This window comes from Cytobacillus sp. IB215665 (assembly GCF_033963835.1).
In the GTDB taxonomy this organism is placed as follows: domain Bacteria; phylum Bacillota; class Bacilli; order Bacillales; family SM2101; genus Nanhaiella.
In genome coordinates, this window is record NZ_JAXBME010000005.1 from 93,305 (window position 1) to 116,596 (window position 23,292).

Sequence of the window (23,292 nt, forward strand, 5' to 3'; positions counted from 1 at the left end):
TCTAGAAAGAGAGGTTTGGGGTAAAGATGATGAAGAAATGAGGATGAATCAATCATTCGCATACAGATTGAAAAGTGGCTACATACGAAACAATTTCGTAAAAAGATAATGAAAGAAAAAGAAATAAGCGTAAAGTGTAGAAAAGTAAGTAACGATAGCAAAGTAAGTGGAGCTCTTACTAGCTGGGAAAAATCAAATACTTGGTCTTGGGGGGAGAAATGGAGTAAAAACATGACGCTGTTCCTTAGCATTCTTAACTACTTATTCGAAAAAAGAGTACGACTAAAAGGAAAACAAAAGCGACATCGAACAGTCATTTAATCGATTTTGAAAAACATCTTAGATCTAGTATTCTTCATTGTAGTAGAATTAGGCTTTCAAATAATGGCTGTAACTGCTCATGCAGAAGGGAAATTCATTCGAAAGTACTTTCCTGTTATTTACAGCTGTCGTTTAATAGAATCTCCAAGCGGAGAAACACAAATAATGACTAAAAACAAAGAAAGATAACGACCCAGAAGCGATGGTAGGGTTGGAAGAACAGAGCAAATGGTCTTGTTTTAATTGGTATAGAAGGAGGGGGCAGGTGAGGATAAGAAAACTTGCCCCTAAGGAATAGTCAACAAATAAGGAGGAAGAGGGTTCTATTAGTGGCACAGTGCCCGAGTAACTTTACTATTTTTTGTGTTTGACCACATATTGACCACTTTATTGTTTTGCTTTTTGTAGAGCTTCACCAGATTTATTACTGTGGAGTAGGAAATGGTGATTATTTAGCATTTGATATGAAAGACGATACTAATGCGTCGATCATTTATCTAAGTCATGCAGATAGAGAGGACATGGGTATAAGCTAGCGAATAATTTCATTGAATTCATTGAAAATTGGTCTAGGCTAGGTTTTGTAGGGTGCGAGGATAATCAATTGTTACCTTTTACAATAAGCCCTGATAGTGGTTTAAAACGCAGATGGAAATGCAGCAGAAAGATTAGGACTCTAAATGTTAAATGCGCATAAAATGTTAGTGCATACTCACTATGAGTTTATAAGTTTAACTTATTTTTTCAGCTTTGTTAAATAGTTATGAGTGAGTTTGCATGTGAAATAAGAAAAGTCTTAATAAATTTATTTGTTGGTTGTCTTCTAATGTAATCTTTTATAATTTAAAAATATAAACAGTTTAATGAGGAATTGAGAACCTGGTTATGAAACAGTACTAGAATTGTTAATTTGGAGATTACATATCAATATATTCTACATTCATAGAATGCCCAAAAAATTTATAAAAAAACTTAGCTTGCTCAAAATAATAGTTTGTCTGATCTTTGTTTTTATTCAATTGAAAAGAACATAATGCTACTTGAAAGAAGAGGTTTCCTAAAATACACATGTCTTCAATCTTTTTAGAATAATGAATCCCTTTGTTAGCAGTGTCTTGTGCTAAATCGTATTCCTTACTTTCTATATATAATGTAGCCAAGTTATAAAAAACTTTTACTTTTAGTTTTTGATAATCATATAAATCCAGATCATATGCTAGTAATTTTAGATAGATATTCTTTGCTTCTTTCTCTTGTCTGTTTTCCGCTAACACGTTTGCTATGACATTTTTGATACGTAAGTCTTGGAATAAAGGAATTTCTTTTGTTTGATGATTGATTAAGTTGTTTAGTTCCTTCACGCATTCTTCCCATGAAACCTTTCCGAGGTATTGAGCAGAACGCCAATATTGCCAATTAATATATTGAATATATTTTTGAGAAAAGAAATTAAATTTTAAATTTATCCTCTCAGTTGATGCTAGTTCAAATATTTGTTGATAGTCCTTTTCTTTAACCAACTTTTCTAATAAAGTAACGGTGTCACTCGCATATATATTTTGTTCCTCTTCAATTAGTTGAAAAAAGTAATCAACAGTTACTCCTAGCCGTGAAGCAATATAATACATCGTGTCAATTCTTGGAAAGGCCTTGCCTTTTTCTAAATAACTAATTGTTGTTTGACAACAAAGCCCTTTAGCTAGTTCTTTTTGTGTAATATTTCTTTCTTTGCGTATTTTCTTTACGATTGCTCCTAATTCCTCATTGTTAATCAAAATAACACCCCATTAAAAAATATGAAAAGATTCTTATTTTTTATAAAAAAGATATATATTAACAGTATTTATGGATTAATTATGGGTATATAAGCGTATATCATAGGAGGTTAGATTTCATTTATTGGAGAATATTTAATATTATTATAACAAAATATAACAAATTTGGGAGTTCGTGAAGTGCGGAATAATTACTCGTCATTAGTGGTAGAGGATTCTAAAGTTATTGTAGAATCACTCGTAACATGTTGTAACTAGCCCCTTTTTATTAGAGAACTAAGGAACCGTTACATAGTTTTTGCTAGATTATTTATATGTGAATTTTTAAGTGAGGTGTAGAAGTTTTGATGTTAGAAGTAGTTGATATTAAGAAGAAATATGGAAAAAAAGAAGTATTGAAAGGTGTTACCTTTACAGTAGATAAGGGCGATTTTTTAGGTGTAATTGGTAAAAATGGCGCAGGCAAAACTACACTTACAAATATTATTTGTAAACTCGTTAATCAAGATAGTGGAAACATAACTTACGGATTTAACGAGAATGAAATATACAAAAAGATCGGTGTTCAAACACAATCAGGTGACTTTGACGATCGTCTAAAAGTTGATGATATGTGTACACTTTGGAGAAAAATTTATAAGCTAGATCAGTCTGAAGTGGAAGAATTGCTAAAGAGGTTTGACTTAATAGAAGTCAGGAAGCAATACATTAAGACACTATCAGGTGGTCAAAAACAAAAATTAAACATTCTATTATGCCTATTAAATGACCCTGAACTCTTAATATTAGACGAACTAACAACTTCACTTGATGCAATTAGTAGACATGAGATGCGGAAGTATTTGAAGCAACTGAATGAACAAGGGAGAACAATTATTATGGTTAGTCACTATATGGACGAGGTGGAAGAGCTTTGTAACAAAGTAGTTGTGTTAAAAGATGGAGAAGTTGAACAAACAACTACTCCAAAAGCTTTAGTAGGTACTAAATTTAATAGCTTACAAGATTATTTTGTAGAGTCTGTATAACAATAGGAGGAATACATGAATACAGTTAATGCTTTATTTCAATTAGAAGTGAAAAAACTGCTAAGGACATGGATTATTTTAGGGTTTGGGGTAATTGCTCCTATTTTATTTCTTGTCATGCAAACAGGGATTAGTAATAAAACTCTAGAACTATATGGATTAGAAATCGCTCCTATTGATTACACATTTCCAATGTTTGCGTTTCTAAGCGTAGTTGTACTTGCAATTGGTAATGTTGGTATTGGCTTTTCTTATATGAGAAGTATTTACTTCTTTAGAAGGTTAAGGTTGGCGTCAGTTAAAAGTACCCAATTTATTTTTGCGAACTTTCTTGTGCAGTTATTATGTGCTATTTTCACTATAATATTATTAGTAGTAGTTTCGACGACTGGATACTCGTTAAGTTTAGAAGGAAAAAGCTTTGTAACATTTGGCTTCCTTTTGTTACTTTCCTTTGTCATGTGCTATTTTATTGGGGTATTTATTGGAAACTTAACAACAGATCCGAAAACATCCCAGACTTTATCTATGATCGTTTATTTTGTCATTATCTTTTTAGGTGGTGTTACATTCCCATTTGAAGCATTGCCAGATTTTATGCAAAAGATTTCTTACATGCTTCCGACAACACATGCAGTGAGAATACTTCAAATCTCTTGGAATGGTGGAGATATATGGCAGTCTTATCATATGGAATTTGTGTTTGTAACTACTATTATCGCGGGAATTTTATCGATAAGATTTTTTAAATATGATTAATGATGGACTGTTTAAAGTGATTTAGAAATCAATGTACCGCTGCTTTGACCATATTCAATCGATTGGTTTTCAATAACGATGTTCTCCAAAATTCTAATTGGATGGCACACTCTATATGTGGTGTTATCACCCAATAGGAACATTCTGAATTTAAACTTAAAATATAGTCAGTAACTGGCGTCTGTTCAAGCTTCCTATCATTTTCAATAATGTATATTCCTTTGGATAATAAAAATACTGTGCTTCTAACTCCTTCATTGTAATTGTCGACTGGCTATCTGGATCTTTTAATAAGACTCGAAACGCAAACTCATCATAAACAAACCATTGTCCAACTTGGATTGGTTTTTCCATTTCTTCAGATGTCATACGTTTAAAAACAAGGTGAATAAACAATTTTGAGGAAAACCCACCATCTGTACTAACGTAAAGGTGAAGTTGTATTCCCGTCTCGTTCAATAGTTGAGTCATGCAAGATTCCCGCAAAGACAACTCATCTTAAATTGCATTTGATAAAAAATGGACAGCTTGTTTTTTGTTTATATGCAGCATCTAAAGTTTGTTCAAATTCCTTGCGCGCTTTCCGCATCCATTGTAAATAATCCTCTTGTACTGCTTTAGGTAGTGTCGATTGATTTAATGTACCATTCTCTAAATACGGAATGAAACCACCTGGTAAGGTATGTAGTAATTCTCTTTTACTCTATCAAGTTGTTCTTTCAAATAGGTAAATAGAGCGTCCCTTTCTTCTTTTCCATCTCTTTGTGCAATTTTCCAATCGCAGTTATCGATGAAGGAATACTATTGTAAAAAGTTGGTTTTTCTAATAGACTAAAATAAAAATAAACTAGATAGTGTTTGGAAGACAAAACTTAGGATCATACTCTGTTATTACTTTACCTAACGTTCATGGAAAGAGGAGTAGTTAGAGATTTCTATATGATACTTTAATTAAAATTGACGAGGACTTGATGCGAGGGAGTATCCGCAACAAATCTGTATACTTAACTAAAGATGGAATTAATGTGTATCCATTTTGGGGATTAATAATAAAGTTTTCTAGCAGCTAAACTACACAAATAACAAGAATAATAAATGAAAAGGTCAAATAAGATAGATATAAAAATACATACTAGAATCTTGGAGGTATATAGTATGCTAAAAGAAGAATTACGGAAACGAGCATTGTCGATAGTCGAAATTCCAGCTAATTTTCAACCTATCATAGAGGAGTATGCTGAGGGAAAGAATGGGGAAGGTAAGGCAATGTTTTCATGGGCGAATGAAAAAAGAGATAAAGGGGTTATTATAAATCTTGATTTGTCCGGTAATTTGACAAGTTTAACAATTGACATGGGTGATGGTGGAAATTCCAATACTGTTCCTTCAGGTGTAGAGGAAAGAAAAGAACGAGCGGAGCAATTTTTACTTAGTCATTATCCTGACGCTTTAAATGATTTAACTTTCTCTGAAATGAGAAAACTGGATCATGCATATCGCTTTAACTATGAACGGGTTGTCATGGACTTACCACTTAAGCCTTCTGGCTGTATTATTGACGTAGATCAAATGGGTAATGTTGTGAAATTTTCTTATAAAATTGAGAGTCAAATACCCAAAATACCAACAACTTTGATTTCAAAAGAGAAACTAATTGAACACGTAAAAAATAGGCTGAATTTTAAGGAAGCTATTACAAGGCTATATACTATTAATCATAATGTAGCAGATGATGGACTCCGTCTTGTTTATGAACTAGAGCCCTCTTTCATGAAATACAAAGCGGATGTATTGACCCCAACCTTGAGCATTATACATGATGAAGATGTTCCAGAAACCTACGTTCTACTTCCAACTCCTTTGAATACGGCAATACAAAAAGATTTATCTATTAAAGAGGTCATTGGAATATCAGATGAATTTGAAGTTATTAGGGAAGTTGATATGGGGGAAGAAATAGGCATTGTTTGGCGGGACCGGAACTGGAAGATGGAGGAGCAGGACTTATCTTTTGAAGGCTTTTTGAAGAGACATACAGAAGATACAGTTAAAGCCTTCATATTAAAGGAAACAGGAAAAGTTAGAAGTTTTGTCTGGTTCAATGAGCGGAGTGGTGATCTCAGGCTCACTCGTGAAGAATGTTTTCAACATGCGACACAATTCCTTGAAGGGGTCATTCCAAGTTATCATAAATATCTACAATTGGTTGTTCGAGAGAATGGTGAAGAGGTGAACGATACGAGAAAAAAAGAAACATTTTCTTTCCGTATACATAATGGTAATGGCATACCAGTTCAGTTAGAAAAAGTAGTAGTTACAGTTAATTGTGAAACAGGACAAATTGATAATTATAGCGGGCCAAGTTTTGACATCGAACAATTGAGCCAAATCCCAGCAGAGCCAGCAATTTCAAAAGAAGAAGCGAGAGATATATTTTTCAATCATTTGGACTTTGAATTGGCATGGAACAAAAATTATGGTTGTGCCACAGAATCTCATATCCTTGTATACCAAGCTTGTGACCGGTATTCCAGAACTTCAATCCAGTACATTGATGCTATGACTGGGGCCGTTATTTCTGCAAAAGAAAAATAGTATATGATGCTAATACCAATTGTATTCCGTTCCAAATATGCCATTCAGAGTGATTACTAGTCTCCCATTTGCAAGGAGTGTCATGAAAGTAAATGTTGCAAAAAAAGAAATATAAAACCCCTCCTATTATGTTTTGTATTGAAAAAAACAACTAGATAGATGTAACATTAGCCATAACAAGGAGGGGTTATATGATATTGGAAGCGGTTATGTTACAAGTTAGGAAAGGTATGGAGGAGGAGTATGAGGAGGCTTTTCGTCAGGCATCAAAAATTATTTCCTCAATGAAAGGGTACATCACTCACGAATTACAGCGTTGTGTAGAAGTAGAAGGAAAGTATCTATTACTAGTGAAATGGGAAACGTTAGAGGACCATACAGTTGGCTTTAGGCAATCAAAAGAGTACCTAGAGTGGAAAAAGAAATTGCATCATTTCTATGATCCATTTCCAACAGTTGAGCATTTTAACAAAGTTCCTTTACTATAAATCTCTGCTTTAAAACATTTCACTACATATGACAATTACGGTAAGGAAGAATGCTTTGGAACAATTTTTACAGTATCAGTTCTACCTTAGAGGTTTGACGGGTACAGTTTATATACTACATTTGACCAGAAGCAACTGACATTGACATTATTGTAATTTTAAAATAGTACAATTAAGAAAGCAGCTTGTTTACAAGCTGCCTTCAAGCTATCCACACTATTTATATCTATCCTCAGCCAAAAACTCCTCTTTCAATATAGAATACATTTTTGTATCTCGGTGTTTGCCTTTTGCGAGCATTCCTTTTCGGATGATGCCTTCAAAGGTCATGCCTAATTTTTGCATTACTCGTTCTGAACCGATGTTTTCTGTGAAGCATCTAGCTTGAATACGGACTAAATCCATATGGTTAAAACCAAATGTAATAATTTCTTTTGCGGCTTCTGTTACTATGCCCTTTCCCCAATACGTTGGAGAAAGGACATAGCCAATCTCAGCTCGATTATGGTTTGGTTGCCATAAAATAAAATCGGTCGTTCCGATTAATTTACCGTCTTCCTTATATTCGATACCCCAAGGAGCTACATTTTTATTTTCATATTGGCATAGAGCAAAGTCTACAAATGCTTTAGTGTCAGATAATGTTTTATGTGCGTCCCAAGTTACGTATTTAGCTACTTCTTCATTAGAACCGTATGAATAAATGTCTTCAACGTCATCGAGCGTGATTTTTCTCAGAATCAGACGTTCTGTTTCCAATGTTGGTAAATCACCGTATATTTCTTCAATTTCCATAAGCTCACCTCTACATCAAATGAAATATGATCTAATATTTTGTTTGCAGAATCACCAGAAAATTTAATAAATAATAATTATTTTGTAAGATTATATATTATATTAGTTAAAGTGTCTATGGATTCTATAAATAATAATTAGCAGTGCTACAGGTTGTTTACACTGCTAGTTGCTATTTATGAATGGACATGTAGATATGCTAGGATAAATGTTTGGGTAGAAAACTATGAGAGGTTATAAAGATTAATTGACGAGGTACCATCGGTGTTCTTATTACTAAAAAGACATAATAAAAGAAACAGGGAGTCTTAAACAGCCTGTTTCTTTCCTTTGAGGAATAGGATAATTGTTATTATCCCCAGAACTCCAAGTGATAAAATGTCCCACGTGTCGATTATGGGTTCGTTTAAATTTTTTGCGATAATATTATTTATAAGAAAAGATATAGGTATGACTAATAGAACCGAAATTGATGCCATGTGCCATTTGTTTGCTTTTGTAATTGAAAATAACAGAAATATTCCCCACATATAGGATATAGCAACCAATGCTACAGGAACCCCAAGAGGTAACATTAATTTAGTTCCACCGAGGATTTTATCTAAAATAACCAAAAACGGAATGATAAAAATGCTTAATGATAAAAGTGACATAAACACTTTATATCTTTTAAAATGAAAAAGAGGTATGATAATAAGCCACGCATATGGAATAGCTGTAATTGGATATAGCGACCATGTAAAAGTACCTGATATAGCGATATCGCAAATCATAGAAATAAATATACCTAGTAAACAAGCAATAGTAAAACCGTATTTTGCCATTAATGTTAATGATTTTTTGTTAGTAGCAGTTACTTTATCTGCATTTTGCATAGTGGATTCGATAATCGTATTTTCCTCAACAGAAGCTGCGACACTTCTTTTTCCATTCAGCAGTTCATTAGCAGTAACACCCAATATATCGGCCAGAGAGGATATTATTGATACATCTGGATATCCCAATCCTCGTTCCCATTTAGATACTGCCTTATCTGTTATATTCAATTTTTCAGCTAATTGTTTTTGTGTCATATTTTTTGATTTACGTAGCTCATAAATGAAATTAGCCATGTTCCCATTGCTCATGTTTGACACCATCCTTTTTACATAAAATTTTACAGGTAAAAATATAAAAAAACACTCGACGATCGGTAGATTATGACCACATAAACGATTCGTAGAGTAGTAAATGTAACTTAACGTAAAGGAATTACACGAATGTGATTTAATAGGATAATTTCTGCAAAAAAATTTATTTAGTTCTTGAAAGCAATAGGCCCCTATCAAGTGATAGTTTATTATACTATTTCGAATCTTAAAATAATTTTACAATAAAATGAGTGGTTATGGTAAGGATTGTTATATTTTGTTGAAGGACTTTCGTAAATCTTGTTGCCATTGTTACCAAATTAGAACTAGTAAAGTGATTTCATACCTAAGGAAATAAAAACACCGCTATAAAGAAACAGTATTTTTAAGAGGTAAAGGATTAGGAATTCTACAGTTTTTAGTGATGTAGTGACTACTATTAGTACGAAAATGTCGTTATGTTACTATATGGGTATGTGACATGATATATAAATGAAATTGTGGAGGTGATTTTTTGAGGGATGTTAATTTAGGCGACTTAATATTTCAATTATTTACTTTTGGAAGTCTAATACTAGCTATCATTCTAATTGTGCTATTCATTCGTTCTATTTTAAAACGAAGTAATCAACTTGATAGGATAGAGAAGAAGGTAGATGCTATAAATGAACGTTTAAATAAAAATAACGATTAACATGAGTCTACCATTTAATTATATTTCTATATTGTTGTTAACGAATAGGGAGGATGCGATGAAGAAGAACATTCATGTGGTTGGAGCTGTAATCGTCAAAGATGGGAAATTTTTGTGTGCACAAAGAGGTAAAGGTAGAGTTTTACCCTTCAAATGGGAGTTTCCTGGTGGAAAAATAGAAGAAGGGGAATCACCTCAACAAGCATTGCAACGAGAAATTTATGAAGAATTGCAATGTGAGATAGAGGTAGGAGATCAAATTGAACTTACAGTGTATGAATATGATTTTGGCATTGTTCATTTAAGGACTTTTTATTGTAAGTTGGTTGAAGGGGAGCCAATTTTAACTGAGCATGTAATAATAAAATGGTTACAATGTGATGAGTTAGAGAATTTAGACTGGGCTCCAGCCGACCTTCCTACAATTGAAAAGCTAACAAGTACAGCTCTGTTAGAATACTAACAACGGATTAGCACTTTTTTATAATGTTTGTGCTTTAGGGGGTTACATACTTTGTCGGCAATCATTATTATTGCAATTATATTTTTCTATTATTTAAGACCTAAAGAGATCTTTCCTACAAATCACACGATTGATTTTGAACGGGTTGCTGAATTTTTGAAACGCCATAACGAACATACTAATGCTCATTTAATATTATTAAAGGATAAGAGCGTCTTCTGGGCACAAGATGGCAATGCACTCATTTCTTATAAAAAAATTATGAATAAATTAGTCGTTTTAGGTGACCCAATTGGAAAGAAAGAATATATTAAAGATGCTCTTCTAGAATTTGAACAATTTGCTCATCGTTATGGATGTAAGCCTGTTTTTTACCAAATTAGTTGTAAATACTTATCTTTGTACGAATTTGAGAAGTATCAATTTGTAAAATTAGGGGAAGAAGCCGTAGTTGATCTTGTAGGTTATTCATTGGAAGGAAAAAAGGGTGCAAAGCTACGTTCAAGCAGGAATAAATTTCAACGACAAGGCCATAGTTTTACGGTAACTGTCCCGCCTTTCTCAAATGACTTTCTTGCAGAATTAGAAAGTGTCTCAAATTCATGGCTTGGAGATCGTAAGGAAAAAGGCTTTTCTGTAGGGTTTTATAGTAATAAATATGTTTCTCACTTTCCTGTAGCGACCATAAGAGATGAAGATGAGCGAGTAATTGCTTTTGCTACTTTAGCTTCTACTAACAATGAAGAAAAGCATGGTATTATAATCGATTTAATGCGTTATTACCCAACTTGTCCGAACGGGACGATGGATGTATTATTTACATCGATATTTTACTGGGGGCAGGAGCAAGGTTATCAATCTTGTAGTCTAGGAATGTCACCACTTGCTAATGTAGGGAATACAAAGAATGCAAAAACTATTGAAAAAATATCGAAGCTAGTGTTCAAATCTAATAAGTTTTCCTATCGATTTAAAGGTTTAATGGAATTTAAAGCGAAATTCGCACATACGTGGAACGGGAAATATTTAGCTTATAAGAAAACATTCTTACCAATCGTTATCATTCAACTTGTATTGTTAATTCGTACGAAAAAGATAGAAAAAGAATCACGCTATGCAAGTAACAGAATAGGAAGAAGGATTGTAGGGTAAAAGCTTATTTTTCTAAGGCTGTTTTCCCATTGATTGTTGCTTTTCGTTCAAAGAAGTAGGCACGTACACATCTAGCGTTCGTGGCATCGCTCTTATAAAAACTCATCAAATAGTCCATTTTAATAAAGATATTAACAAAGTTTATGAATAAAACCTTTTCTAAAACTGCAAGCCTCTTCAAGTAAGTTTGTTGCTCTTGGCAGAAGACTTATAACAGGGTCACTAATTTTAGTGTGTAATTGCTATGATATTTTAATTTATTAATGGTTTGTAATAATAAAAAGCCTAAATTCTCATTATTAACATGAGAGTTTAGGTCAGGTTTTTTACCTATATATGTAATGGTGAAAATTCATCTGTTTTTCTAGACATTTCTTTTGTTTTAGGGAAATATTCCCATATCGATCTTGCAAAATGTATTCATGTTATAAATAATAGCGGTATGTTTTAATATACTCAAGCTTTAAAATTCATTATTCAACATACAAAACGTTCATGCTAGGTAGTTCTAAGCAATTAAGTCTGCCTCCGTAAGCGCACCCACCATCAATCCCGATAATGTTATTTTTGCCAAAAAAAACATCAGGACGCTTATGTAAATAGTTTGTAGGTGTGTGTCCGAAGATTACGGTTTTGTTCCCTGTATATCCATGATGAAATTCTTCTCGAATCCACACTAATGTGTAAGGGTCTGTATCATGTATAGGTGTTTCGGGATGAACTCCAGCATGAACAAAAATATAGTCTTCAGTTTCATGATAATAGGGAAGTCCCTTTAAAAACTCAATGTGTGGGTGAATTTCATCATTGATTGCTATAGGATCTGGGAATTCATCTGTTGTATACCAATATTTAGCATCATCTCTTTTAATCTCATAACCATAATTTTGAAGCGTCTTAATACCTCCGTTGTAATACCATCTCTTTAGGTTCATCGGATCATCTTGGTTAGTAAATGCATCTATCATCATCTTGTCATGGTTACCAAGTAAAGCAATGGCACCGTCATTCTTCAATTGAATGATTTTATCAATGACTGCTCTTGATTGAGGTCCTCTATCGACATAATCTCCTAATAAAAGTAATTGATCTTGTTCTTTATTATATTTAACTAATGTTAATAGTCTCTCAAACTTTTCTATATCTCCATGAATATCACTTACAGCAAGCATGCGCTTCAATTCAGTCACGTCCTGTCTCTTTCCTTTTGGCTGTTTTTGCATTGATTGTTGTTTTTCGTTATAACAATTGAATTCGTACACAACACAATTACCATTTTTTTCTTGGTAATTAGCTAGTTGTTACTTAACACGATAGTTATCCCTTTTGCATTTAGGAACAATAGCAACAAGTATTCAAAAAAAATGGATTTCCTTTTTCACTACCTTTGTATATTTTACCATATTTTTTTATTAACGTCTGTTGTAAAGAAGGTGTTACATTCTTTAATGCAATAATGTGGTGGGAGTTAGTCGATCAATGCTTTATAGCACTGGGCGACTGACCCCTATATGACATTTATCATAGTTTGTATATGACACCTGCTACTAACATTATTATTTCATTGCTCTATAATATGAATTATCTACAATACGGAAGGGAATTCGACGGATATGACCTTACAAAAGAGCATGAAAAATTTGAGAAAACAAGTTTCTCCTTTTGAGAAGTCGACTACAGCAAAAAGTGTGTGGCAGATAATAAATACAATTGGACCATTTCTTATCTTATGGTATCTCGCATATATAAGCCTTTCAGTATCTTATTTGTTAGCACTCGTTCCTATTGTGCTAGCTGCAGGATTTTTAGTAAGGGTTTTCATTATTTTCCATGATTGTACACACCATTCGTTTTTTAAAAATCGTCGTGTCAATCGCTTGCTCGGGACAATTACAGGAGTTATCACGTTATTTCCGTTTGATAAATGGGGGCATGAGCATTCCGTTCATCATGCTACAAGTGGAAATTTAGACAAACGTGGGACAGGGGATATATGGACTCTTACGGTAGATGAATATGTAGCAGCGCCATTTAGAACTCGTTTAGCTTATCGTCTATTTAGAAATCCGTTCGTTATGTTTATATTAGGTCCAATTTACGTTTTTCTTTTGACAAATAGATTTAACCGCAAAGGCGCGAGAAAGAAAGAGCGCATGAATACTTATTTAACAAATATCCTTATCGCTGCTCTGATAGGATTGTTATGCTGGGCAATAGGATGGCAATCATTTCTAATCATACATGGTTCCATTTTCATGATCTCAGGTTCAGCAGGTATTTGGCTCTTTTATGTACAACATACATTTGAACAATCGTATTTTGAAAAAGATCAAGAATGGGAATATGTACTTGCAGCAGTAGAAGGCAGCTCGTTTTATAAACTTCCAAAAGTTTTACAATTCCTTACTGGTAATATAGGCTACCATCACGTTCATCATTTAAGTCCAAGAGTACCAAACTATGAATTAGAGAAGGCACACAACAATACTAAGCCTTTAGAAAATGTTCCAACTATAACAATGGCGAAAAGTGTACAGTCTTTAAAGTATCGTTTATGGGATGAGCAAGGCAAGGATTTTGTTACTTTCAAGGAAGCAAAACAGTTAATGAAAAAAAGCCTGGCTGTTCAAGTAAAGCCTGAACTTTAAGTCTATTCGATCTAAATATAAGAGCGTGTTATTAAACGAAATTCTTGAAACTATAAAATAGCTTAATCATTACAAATGGGTCTTATCTAAACTTTGTTGCTATAGTTTCTAAAATAAGATAAAACTTCGTTTTACTCGAAGAAAAGCTGCCCAAAAACCTAGTTATATATATGTTTAATTTTGTACGAAAAGTAACTAAATGTAGCATTCAACAAGCGCTCGGAAAAATATCCGAGCGCTTTTCTTTTTAAGGCTCTTTTCGTAACCATTGGTGTACAGAAGATAAGGTGACACAAACGTTAGTTGTGTACTTGTTTACTTCGTAATACGAAAAACAACGATCAATGCGAAAATAGCTTTTTTAAATATATAAGCAGGACTTGGATAGTTCCTTATAGGTTAGGCATCCACCTTTTTGTTGCATAATTTACCTTTTTAATATTTAAAACGGGTGTTTATCCATTTGTAGAGAAGTTTTCAAGTGCACTTATATGGGATTTATTATAAAAAAAATTATATAATAATAAAGGTGAGCATAAGTCGTCGTAGCTGGTGTGTGTTTTTTTACCATTTTTATCAAATTTCACTTTGCTTCATTTCATTGTTTCTTCAATCGTCCAAACCTTCGGTTTGAAAAATTACAAACCACTAACTTTCCCCATTGGTATCATCCTCATTTTCCTTGCAACTTTGCTAGTGCCGAATATGGCATATTTAGTCGTTTTTGATGCATCTACATGGATTTCAATTGCTATAAGCATTTGGATTGTTCATCCCTCTCAGCATTTATGTTGTGCATAAAATAAAAGAAATGAATAAGCGCTATAAAATACTGAACAGGTAGTGGAGACGTTGTATAAAAAGGAATTATCACTAAAACAACGAATTATTACATAAGTTCTTTTAGTGGAGGAGATTTAGGTGTTATTTCAAAAAGGGAAGTTAAAAGTTCGTCAACTAGAATTAAAAGATAATATATTATTAGCTAAATGGCTTTCTAACCCTATCGTTCTCAAATATTATGAAGGCAGAGATAACCCATTTAATGTTGAAAAAGTAAACATGAAGTTTTATAACAGGCTTAACGGTGTAACAGGTTGTATCGTAGAGTTTGAAGGAGTTGAGATTGGCTACATTCAATTTTATGAATTAGATGATGAAACAAGAAAAGCTTACGATTATGTAGAAATTAGTGAACGTATTTATGGTATGGATCAGTTTATTGGAGAAGTAGAATACTGGAATAAAGGTATTGGTACGCTGCTCGTACGGTCTATGGTCAAGTTCTTATGTGAAATAAAGCAAGCACATAGAGTAGTAATGGATCCTCAAACGTGGAATGACAGAGCCATTCGTTGTTATGAAAAATGTGGTTTTAACAAGGTGAAAATGTTACCTAAACATGAATTCCATGAAGGCGAGTATCGAGACTGCTGGCTAATTGAATATAAACATAATTAAGACTAGTAGACTCTTTTTGTTAACTTTGGTGCTATTGTTACTAAAGGCTCTCTTAGTAGACTCTGTTGCTATTATTACCAATTTAGCACCATAAAAAGTGGTTTTATATTAGTCATTGTTGTACAGAAGAAAAGATGCCACCAACGCTAGATGTATAAGTATTTATATCTAAGGCCGAAAAACAACAATCAATGCGAAGACGGCCTATTATCAAAGGTTTTTTCCATGTTTTCAGTGTCGTTATATTGACGGAATTACAACAGCAAATGGTAGTTAAATAAGATTGTCATCTTATAAATGGAAGAGAAGATGTGGCAAAATCATTTTAATCAAGTAGCAGTTTTTATAAGCATCTGGGAGAAAACGAGTATAATATGTTAGACGAATAATATGGCAATAGAATCTAATAAATGTGATCGCAAATGGAGGAAGGACATGTCTATTACTTATCTAGGTATTTTAGCAGGTATATTAACGAGTTGTGCATTTATTCCACAGGCTATTAAAGTATTGTTAACAAATAGAACACAAGATATATCAATTTTAATGTATAGTTCTTTTACCTTGGGAGTGTTTATTTGGGCAATATATGGATTCATCATAGGAGATTTAGCAATTATATTAACAAACATTGTTACGTTCATTCCAGCTGTACTCATTTTAGTACTTACGGTTAAGAATAATCGTAAGAAAACTAATAACTAATTTGTAATCACAGGATAATGATTTATTAGGTATGAAATCGATTTTTTTCATGATAGTTATTTTTAAGCGAATTTCACGACATCTTTACTACTCATATAAAAGCTATTTAACTGATTTATTGATTGCTGTTATTCCACTGCCTGGTTGTATCAATTAAGTATCGTTCTTTATCACGATGACAATCATTCATTTTGCTGAGTAGTAGCAAAGATTACGCAAAGGGCCAAAAAATTTAAAGATGGGAGCATCTGTAATGAGTGAAATGAATCCTTTACTGGAAGCTTATAACGAAACAGCATATCAAATAGGAGGCCATGGCAAAAGAGATATACGAGTTTTAAAGGAATCTTTTAAAGATATTGCCGAAGGGCTTGAGAGTGATATTTATGGAAAAGGTAAAATAATTGAAAATTTTGAAGTGAAAATGGCAAAGTATTTAGGGAAAGAATCAGCTGTGTTTTTTCCAAGTGGAACGATGGCACAACAGATCGCATTAAGACTATGGTGTGATCATAAAGGGCTAAAAAAAGTTGGTTATCATCCATTATGTCATTTAGAAATTCATGAAGAGGATGGGTTGAAAGAATTACACCATATTGAACCTGTGTTATTAGCGGATAAAGATAGACTCATTACTTTGGAGGATATTATAAGCATTGATGAGGAAATTGCTTGCGTATTGTTAGAGCTACCTCAACGTGAGATTGGGGGCCAATTACCAGATTATAAAACACTAGAATCTATTTCTCTATACTGTAGAAATAACGGGATTAAGCTACATTTAGACGGAGCTAGATTATTTGAAATTCTTCCGTACTACGAGAAGACTGCAGCTGAAATTTGTAGTCTTTTTGATAGTGTTTATGTGTCTCTTTATAAGGGGATTGGTGGGATTGCTGGAGCCATCCTTGCAGGTGATAACAAATTTACTGAGGATTCGAAAGTTTGGAAAAGACGTCACGGTGGCGACTTAATTAGCTTATATCCTTATATCATTAGTGCTGATTATTATTTTAATGAGCGTATACATAAAATGGGAGAGTATTTTGAAGCCACAAAGAAGCTTGCAGGAATTATTAATGAATGCGACTTTATCTCAACTAGACCACTCAATCCGGTTTCTAATATGTTCCATGTGCATGTTGATGTGCCAAAAGATGTAATTACACCAATACTAGTCTCAATATATAGTGAGGCGCAAGTTGGTTTAACGAGCTATGTAAAAGAATCACTAAACAATACATGTTATTTCGAGGTAAGCATTGGAGATAGGTTTAACAATATACCATCAGAGGAAGTTGAAAAAGCATTTCGGATGCTTGATGAACAATGTCAGACCGTACAAGGTAAGGATTAGTATTTGTTTAGTTGAGGAAAGACTCACTTGTCATCTACATAGTGCAGGTTATTTTAGTTGTGGATGATGAACTCTTTTGGGGTGTTTACATCTATTGAATACCGGTAAAAAAGTTAGGATGTAAACGCTTCATTCTACAATCGTTTTAAATATCCAATAAATTGTTAAGACTTATGAGCAAATCTATATATATAAATAATAGGTAGGAGGTATATACTAGAAGCATAGATTTCTAGGAGTGAGTGATTAACATGTCTCAGATTATAAATCACCAACGAAAAGCTTCAGAAGTAAATATTATAAAAAGTTTAGCTTTCTTAGCTGTCGTTTTCCAAAGTTCGTTGATCTTTGCGGTAGATCAAGGGAATATTTCACCTGAAGAAACAGTTATGATTGGTATGTTATTTAACTTCGTAAAGTTTTCTGCACCAGTTTTTATTTTCGTAACTGGATTTCACTTAATATATCATCATAAACAGCAGGTGAAGTATGCATCTTACATTACTCAGAAGTGGTCAGAGTTAATAGTACCATATTTATTTTGGTCGGCTATTTATGTGATTTCCTTCACAAACTTTACTAGTACTTCAACACTTACATTAAGTGAAATGATAAAATTGACATTTACAGGGTCAGCTGCTCCGCATTTATGGTATGTGGTGATGGTGTTTCAATTTCACCTAGTATTTCCACTACTCTTTGTGATATTTCAGTGGCTGGATAAGAAATTCTCATCTGCGAAGCTTATTGCTTTTACAGTTGGTTGCGTTGCAGTAAGTTATTTATTGCTTATGTGGTTGTCATCTCGATTTATATTTAATGGTAATTTGTTAACAGACGTGGCGTGGTTAAAGTATACAGACAGAAGTTTGTTATTTTATTCTTTTTATTTCTTCCTAGGTGGATTAGTTGCATTAAAACTTACTGCATGGAGAAAATTTGTTTCAAAATATGTAGCATTAAACACTTTTATTTTTTTAGGTTTATTTATTGTGGTAGGTTATGAATTAGTAGCATTTAATGGTGTTACACAAATTGATTTACAAGCATCAACATATTTAAAGCCATCTATGTTTTTGTATGTCGTTTCAGAAATTATTTTATTATATGGATTGTCCATGATCATTGTTCAAACGAGAACATTTTTATACAAATTGTTAGCATTTATAGGAAAGTTTACGTATGGTTCGTATTTAGCTCATTTGTTTTTCCTAGAACTAGTCGTTACTTTTATTGAGAACAATCATATTACAGGTCATTATATTTCTTTAAGTATAGCAATTTTTATTATAACAACAGTTTTATCTATAGGGTTTTCTTTTATCTTTAGCCACCTGCCATTTGCAATGGCAATTATCGGACCATTTGAAAAGGCGAATTGGAGTTTGCCTGCATTAATTGGTCAGCTATTACCGAAAGAAAAACCTGTTTATAGTAAAAGCCTTAAAGGGCGAGACTAAGTGGAGAATCCTATTCCTTTACATTAATCCTTTAATCGGGTTGTATCTAATCAATAAGAAAAAAGGGGGCTCGTATAGAGCTACCCCTCGCCTTAACAATATATCTTTACTTCCTGATTTTTTTCTTTACTTTTAATACTTACGGAATTTCCCAGTGTTAAACAATTGGCTATTTACCCCTTCCTTTTATTCCAAACTCCAATGCAAACCATTCTGCAAAACGCTCTCTTTGTTCATAGTTCTTATGCTTAATATCATGTGATATATTCTCAATGTGATGTCCAAGCTCATGGAACAATACATCATTTAAATAAAAAGAATGTATAGATTTTTCATCAAATTGCAGTCGCCATTTTGAATCTTCTGCAATCCAAGTAGCACCATGCCTTTCATAGCTTAAACGAATTGATGGTTTTGGCATCGTGTTATACCATAAGCATTTTGTCTTTGGGAAGGGAAAAAGAAAAATCGCTTTATAATGATCATGATAAGTACCAAACCTTAGTTCACTAAACTGCTTCTGTTTATGAGTGCCGCCACATAGAAATATTCCTCGTAAATCACTTAAGAATTTTGAAGGTACAGAGTCAATGACTTTTTTTATATTTTTTTCGTTGATTGGATGGAAAAATTCATTGATTGGATGATACCTTTTAATAAATGTTCCTTTTTGGTTATTAAGTGATTTAGTGTTTTCCTTAACAATTTTGGATATTTCAGTACTGTAGGGTGAATAAGGGGTAAGGTTAGTAAATTTTTGTTCACTCCAAGCACCATTTCTTAACCCGTTAGAAAACGCTCGAATTTTACGCATAAAAAATCCCCCACATTATCATAATCATTTATAAGGGTTGTCTTTCATTTAGGTTGTTTTCGCATTGATTGTTGCTTTGCGTTCAAAGGTATAGTCACGTATACACCCAGCGTTCGTGGCATCTTTTCTATTTATACAATTATTGAACTCTCATAAAACTCATCATACTGTCGAATCTTAGTGAAAATAACAACAAAGTTTACGAAAAGAGCCTTTATTTAAAATGTTATTTTAAGTAACTTAAGGATATATTTTCTTATTGTTAATGGTAACAGAAACAAAAATTTTTAGCTCTAGTTTTGTTGACAAATATTTATCCTAATGTTAGGATAAAAACATCCTAAAGTTAGGATAAATAATTATAGGATAACTAATACATGATTTAACTCGTTATAAAGAGAAAGTAATAAAGGAGTCAAATATTCACACTGTTCTTATGTTGATTCTTATTTATTCCAATGATAAAAGGAGATGGAAATCATGTTTCAAGGAGATGATCAAAGTGAACTTGATCTAAGGTTGTTTCGCGTTTGGATGAAATCCTTTAATACTGTATTCAAAAACATTAGCTTAGATATAGACAGTTACGGAATTAGTCATGAACAATTTATGATTCTTGAGCTTCTGTATAGTAAAGGTCCACATCCTGTTCAAAAGATTAGCGAAACTTTTTCTATTCCAAGTGGGAGTATCACATATGTTGTAGATAAGCTTGAAAAGAAAGACATGGTCAAAAGAGAACCAATTCCTTCAGATAGAAGAGCGTTCAATGTTACGTTAACAGAAAAAGGAAGGGAATTATTTGATACGATATTTCCGAAACACGTTGAAACAATTTCTCAAAATCTATCGTTTGTTACGAACGATGAGAAACAACAGTTAATTGAATTATTAAAGAAAATTGGTTTCGGTGCACAAGAATTATAAAAAACAAAGGGAGAGTGTAAATATATGAAATGGGTTACTCGTATTATTCAAGGATTACTTGCAGTAGCATTTATTTTATCTGGTGTAATGAAATTTGTAGGTGGTGCAGAACAACTTGAACAGATGGCAGGGGGATTCGGATATGCTGTCGGGTTTATGTACTTTATTGCCGCTTGTGAAATTTTAGGAGGGATTGGGCTTATTGTTGGATACTGGAAATCAACAATTGCTTTACTTGCTTCAACTGGATTAGTCATTCTTATGGGAGGGGCTGTATTTTCGCATTTAAATGCAGGCCAAGGTATGGGTGCAGCAATGCCTTCTTTAGTTCTCTTTATTTTAGGATTAGTTGTACTTATTGGTAAGGTGAAAAAATAAATACAATTGAGAACACACGACATTTTTAACATGTCGTGTGTTTGTTTAACTAATTCTACTGTCATTTGAATTTGTGCACTATTTATTTCTCTAATGACTATAAAAAACATATAATACATATCGTTGACTCAAATGTAATTAAAAAATCAACAAAGTTTACGAAAAGAGCTTTAAATAGCAACAAGCGTAGTTTAATTAATACTTACAGATTACAAATATTTATTAAAGAACTCGCATATTGCTCTGTATACTATTACCTCATTTTCTTTTTTGGAAAAACCATGCCCCTCGTCTTCTAAAACGAGGTATTCAACTTCACGACCTTTTTCTTTTAAAACAGCGACAATTTTATCAGATTCCTCCTTGACTACTCGTGGGTCGTTCGCTCCTTGAATGACCAACATCGGCTTAGACATATTTTCTAAATAAGTGATCGGTGAAAACTCGATTAGCTTTTCTTTATCTTTTTCTGGGTGCCCAACCCACTGGGTCAACATTGGTTTCCAATGCTCTGGTACTGACTCAACGAAGGAGAATAGATCACTAGGTCCACAAATATCGACAACCGCTTTAAAGTATTGTGGATGTCTACCGTGAAGTAATAGGGACATGTAACCACCGTAGCTTCCGCCCATAAGAAATACTTTGTCACGGTCAGCGAGCCCATTTTTAAATAAAAATTCTAGACCTTCAATGTTATCGAGTCTTGGTCCAAGTCCCCAATCACCTTCAACCATTTTTGTAAATGTCAAACCGTATCCGGTAGAACCACGGAAATTAGGTGCGAAAATACTATATCCCTCATTTAAAAGGTACTGAAATACGTCGTTAAATTCTTTACGCTCAGCATGCTGAGGACCTCCATGTGGCCATAATATAACGTGACCGTTACTAGTTACAGAGTTTGCTTTAAAGTAAAGCGCTTCTATGTCGAGACCATCAAATGATTGATAAGATATGACAGCTGGATCAATAAGCTCATCTTCATGTACACCCATAACACGGTTATTCGTAAGCTGTTCCCAACGATGTTTGTTAGCATGTTTTCTAAAAATATTTGAAGGTTTTGTAGCTGATGTACCAACTAGGTATAAATTACCTTGGGCAGTCACTTCTAGCTTGTCGATATTTCCAATTGGACATTCAAGTTCTGTCAATTTTGCTGCAATAATATCATAAGAGTATAGCTGATCCTCCACACCTCTCTCACTCACAAAATATAAAAGGTGATGTTTTTCATCAAACTTAATCATTTTAAAGCCCTCACTTGGAAGTGAAACGACCTTACTAAATTCTTTTTCAGCTAAGTCAAATTTCGCAATATATGAAAAATCTGCTCCAAAGTTAGTAATGAAATAGATGTCTGAGTCTGAGGCATAAAGACCATTTGTAACTGTGTGCTGCTCATCTGATTCTGGTGTTAGGGGAATCACTTCATTATCTACTTTTACATAAGCTAGCATATGTGTAGTAGAGAAATATTTTATAAAAAGAAAACTATCTTCACTTGGGCTAATATCATATAAATATGTAGCTCCACCGTCTTCATCAATGATTATTTCTTCTTCCTTTGTGTCTATGTGATAGCAATAGCTTTTCAGAAAGGTTGGATCCTCCTTATTAGAAGTGTAATATAAGCGCTTACCATCATCTGATAAGATAGGCACTGAATGCTGGAACCCTTCAGCAATTCTAATAGGCTGCAGCTGTCCCCCTTCTGGCGGTATCATATATAGCTGTGAATTTTCATCACCATCACGGTCAATAGCTGTAATGATAAATCTCCCTGCCTTGTCGTAGCAAAGGCCTTGGCAACTCTGATCATTAAATGTGAGTGGATACGGATATTGATTTGGTAAATCCATTCCCCATAAATTATAGTTCCCACTAATATTCGTACTGAAAACAAGCTGTCTTTCATCATTACTTACGACAAAATCTTGAATTGTGTAGGCACGTAAAAATTGCTCAACATCCGGTTTTTTTTGCATTTCCACTTAAATTCCCCCTTTGATTTAATTAGAAATCGTTCAAAAAATATGATAAAAGTGCTGTTCTATGAATATAAACAATGGATGTTTTTTTACTTGATTGTTGCTTTATCATAGGCTTGACTATTTAAGCTATAAATACGTATTTAATTAGCTATCGTCGCGCCTAGGCATTTCCATAAACGATACAAGTTATATATGCCTTAACTTGTTGTTTATTTGCATAACAATAAAGCATAAATAGTATCAAATCTATGAAAAGAGTCTAAACAAAATAGCAAGAAATACATGGTTCCCAAGGAATTTGACATTTTTCTTTATTGAACACGCACTAATATTCTATTACCGATA

At 33.3% G+C, this 23,292-nt stretch carries 22 protein-coding genes and 1 pseudogene; 14 read left to right on the top strand and 9 right to left on the bottom strand.

The window, feature by feature from the left end:
- Positions 1–1,238: 1,238 nt before the first annotated feature.
- Positions 1,239–2,096, bottom strand: coding sequence for a helix-turn-helix domain-containing protein (locus tag SLH52_RS08665; RefSeq protein ID WP_320208871.1), 858 nt, complete (start codon positions 2,094–2,096; stop codon positions 1,239–1,241).
- Between the two features lie 347 nt (positions 2,097–2,443).
- Between SLH52_RS08665 and SLH52_RS08670 the strand changes: the two genes are divergently transcribed.
- Positions 2,444–3,124 (top strand): ABC transporter ATP-binding protein, encoded by a 681-nt coding sequence (locus SLH52_RS08670; protein WP_320209093.1) that lies wholly within the window; start codon positions 2,444–2,446, stop codon positions 3,122–3,124.
- Between the two features lie 15 nt (positions 3,125–3,139).
- Positions 3,140–3,883, top strand: coding sequence for an ABC transporter permease (locus tag SLH52_RS08675; RefSeq protein WP_320208872.1), 744 nt, complete (start codon positions 3,140–3,142; stop codon positions 3,881–3,883).
- 156 nt (positions 3,884–4,039) lie between these two features.
- Here SLH52_RS08675 and SLH52_RS08680 read toward each other — a convergent pair whose 3' ends face one another.
- Both SLH52_RS08680 and SLH52_RS23345 read right to left on the bottom strand, forming a co-directional pair.
- Positions 4,040–4,375: a DUF4085 family protein gene (locus SLH52_RS08680; RefSeq protein ID WP_320208873.1), complete on the bottom strand. Its 336-nt coding sequence runs from the start codon at positions 4,373–4,375 to the stop codon at positions 4,040–4,042.
- Between the two features lies 1 nt (position 4,376).
- Positions 4,377–4,571: pseudogene (locus tag SLH52_RS23345) on the bottom strand (DUF4085 family protein); the annotation flags it as partial.
- Positions 4,572–5,038: 467 nt separating this feature from the next.
- Here SLH52_RS23345 and SLH52_RS08685 point away from each other — a divergent pair.
- On the top strand, positions 5,039–6,478 hold the full coding sequence (locus SLH52_RS08685) for a YcdB/YcdC domain-containing protein (RefSeq protein WP_320208874.1): 1,440 nt from the start codon (positions 5,039–5,041) through the stop codon (positions 6,476–6,478).
- Between the two features lie 191 nt (positions 6,479–6,669).
- Positions 6,670–6,966, top strand: a complete 297-nt coding sequence (locus SLH52_RS08690) for an antibiotic biosynthesis monooxygenase (protein ID WP_320208875.1) — start codon at positions 6,670–6,672, stop codon at positions 6,964–6,966.
- A 216-nt stretch (positions 6,967–7,182) separates the two neighbouring features.
- Here SLH52_RS08690 and SLH52_RS08695 read toward each other — a convergent pair whose 3' ends face one another.
- Positions 7,183–7,761 carry a GNAT family protein gene (locus tag SLH52_RS08695; RefSeq protein WP_320208876.1) on the bottom strand — a complete coding sequence of 193 codons (579 nt, stop codon included), beginning with the start codon at positions 7,759–7,761 and terminating at the stop codon, positions 7,183–7,185.
- Positions 7,762–8,069: 308 nt separating this feature from the next.
- Entirely contained in the window at positions 8,070–8,888 is an 819-nt protein-coding gene (locus tag SLH52_RS08700) for a helix-turn-helix domain-containing protein (protein ID WP_320208877.1), read from the bottom strand.
- A gap of 517 nt (positions 8,889–9,405) precedes the next feature.
- On the opposite strand from SLH52_RS08700, the gene SLH52_RS08705 reads away from it, so the two are divergent.
- Genes SLH52_RS08705 through SLH52_RS08715 form a run of 3 tightly spaced genes read left to right on the top strand, consistent with a single transcriptional unit; the run spans position 9,406 to position 11,200 of the window.
- Complete coding sequence (locus tag SLH52_RS08705; protein WP_320208878.1) at positions 9,406–9,585, top strand: DUF4083 family protein; 180 nt, start codon at positions 9,406–9,408, stop codon at positions 9,583–9,585.
- 58 nt (positions 9,586–9,643) lie between these two features.
- A complete protein-coding gene (locus tag SLH52_RS08710) occupies positions 9,644–10,048 on the top strand; it encodes a (deoxy)nucleoside triphosphate pyrophosphohydrolase (RefSeq protein WP_320208879.1) in 405 nt (134 codons plus the stop codon).
- Between the two features lie 51 nt (positions 10,049–10,099).
- Positions 10,100–11,200: a phosphatidylglycerol lysyltransferase domain-containing protein gene (locus SLH52_RS08715; protein WP_320208880.1), complete on the top strand. Its 1,101-nt coding sequence runs from the start codon at positions 10,100–10,102 to the stop codon at positions 11,198–11,200.
- 473 nt (positions 11,201–11,673) lie between these two features.
- Here SLH52_RS08715 and SLH52_RS08720 read toward each other — a convergent pair whose 3' ends face one another.
- Positions 11,674–12,381: a metallophosphoesterase family protein gene (locus SLH52_RS08720; protein WP_320209094.1), complete on the bottom strand. Its 708-nt coding sequence runs from the start codon at positions 12,379–12,381 to the stop codon at positions 11,674–11,676.
- A gap of 432 nt (positions 12,382–12,813) precedes the next feature.
- On the opposite strand from SLH52_RS08720, the gene SLH52_RS08725 reads away from it, so the two are divergent.
- A complete protein-coding gene (locus SLH52_RS08725; protein WP_320208881.1) occupies positions 12,814–13,848 on the top strand; it encodes a fatty acid desaturase in 1,035 nt (344 codons plus the stop codon).
- Between the two features lie 638 nt (positions 13,849–14,486).
- Here the strand turns inward: SLH52_RS08725 and SLH52_RS08730 are convergent.
- Entirely contained in the window at positions 14,487–14,609 is a 123-nt protein-coding gene (locus SLH52_RS08730; protein WP_320208882.1) for a hypothetical protein, read from the bottom strand.
- Between the two features lie 160 nt (positions 14,610–14,769).
- Between SLH52_RS08730 and SLH52_RS08735 the strand changes: the two genes are divergently transcribed.
- The 4 genes from SLH52_RS08735 to SLH52_RS08750 all read left to right on the top strand — a co-directional run bounded on the left by SLH52_RS08735 (position 14,770) and on the right by SLH52_RS08750 (position 18,831).
- A complete protein-coding gene (locus SLH52_RS08735; RefSeq protein WP_320208883.1) occupies positions 14,770–15,309 on the top strand; it encodes a GNAT family N-acetyltransferase in 540 nt (179 codons plus the stop codon).
- Positions 15,310–15,744: 435 nt separating this feature from the next.
- Positions 15,745–16,014 carry a SemiSWEET transporter gene (locus tag SLH52_RS08740; RefSeq protein WP_320208884.1) on the top strand — a complete coding sequence of 90 codons (270 nt, stop codon included), beginning with the start codon at positions 15,745–15,747 and terminating at the stop codon, positions 16,012–16,014.
- A 253-nt stretch (positions 16,015–16,267) separates the two neighbouring features.
- A complete protein-coding gene (locus SLH52_RS08745; protein WP_320208885.1) occupies positions 16,268–17,371 on the top strand; it encodes a threonine aldolase family protein in 1,104 nt (367 codons plus the stop codon).
- Positions 17,372–17,622: 251 nt separating this feature from the next.
- On the top strand, positions 17,623–18,831 hold the full coding sequence (locus SLH52_RS08750; RefSeq protein ID WP_320208886.1) for an acyltransferase: 1,209 nt from the start codon (positions 17,623–17,625) through the stop codon (positions 18,829–18,831).
- Positions 18,832–19,000: 169 nt separating this feature from the next.
- On the opposite strand, the gene SLH52_RS08755 is transcribed toward SLH52_RS08750, so the two are convergent.
- Complete coding sequence (locus SLH52_RS08755) at positions 19,001–19,645, bottom strand: hypothetical protein (RefSeq protein ID WP_320208887.1); 645 nt, start codon at positions 19,643–19,645, stop codon at positions 19,001–19,003.
- 480 nt (positions 19,646–20,125) lie between these two features.
- Between SLH52_RS08755 and SLH52_RS08760 the strand changes: the two genes are divergently transcribed.
- Both SLH52_RS08760 and SLH52_RS08765 read left to right on the top strand, forming a co-directional pair.
- Positions 20,126–20,572 carry a MarR family transcriptional regulator gene (locus SLH52_RS08760; protein WP_320208888.1) on the top strand — a complete coding sequence of 149 codons (447 nt, stop codon included), beginning with the start codon at positions 20,126–20,128 and terminating at the stop codon, positions 20,570–20,572.
- Between the two features lie 24 nt (positions 20,573–20,596).
- Complete coding sequence (locus SLH52_RS08765; RefSeq protein WP_320208889.1) at positions 20,597–20,950, top strand: DoxX family protein; 354 nt, start codon at positions 20,597–20,599, stop codon at positions 20,948–20,950.
- 209 nt (positions 20,951–21,159) lie between these two features.
- On the opposite strand, the gene SLH52_RS08770 is transcribed toward SLH52_RS08765, so the two are convergent.
- The gene (locus tag SLH52_RS08770; RefSeq protein WP_320209095.1) at positions 21,160–22,941 is read right to left on the bottom strand and encodes a S9 family peptidase; all 1,782 of its coding nucleotides are present in this window, start codon (positions 22,939–22,941) and stop codon (positions 21,160–21,162) included.
- Positions 22,942–23,292: the final 351 nt, after the last annotated feature.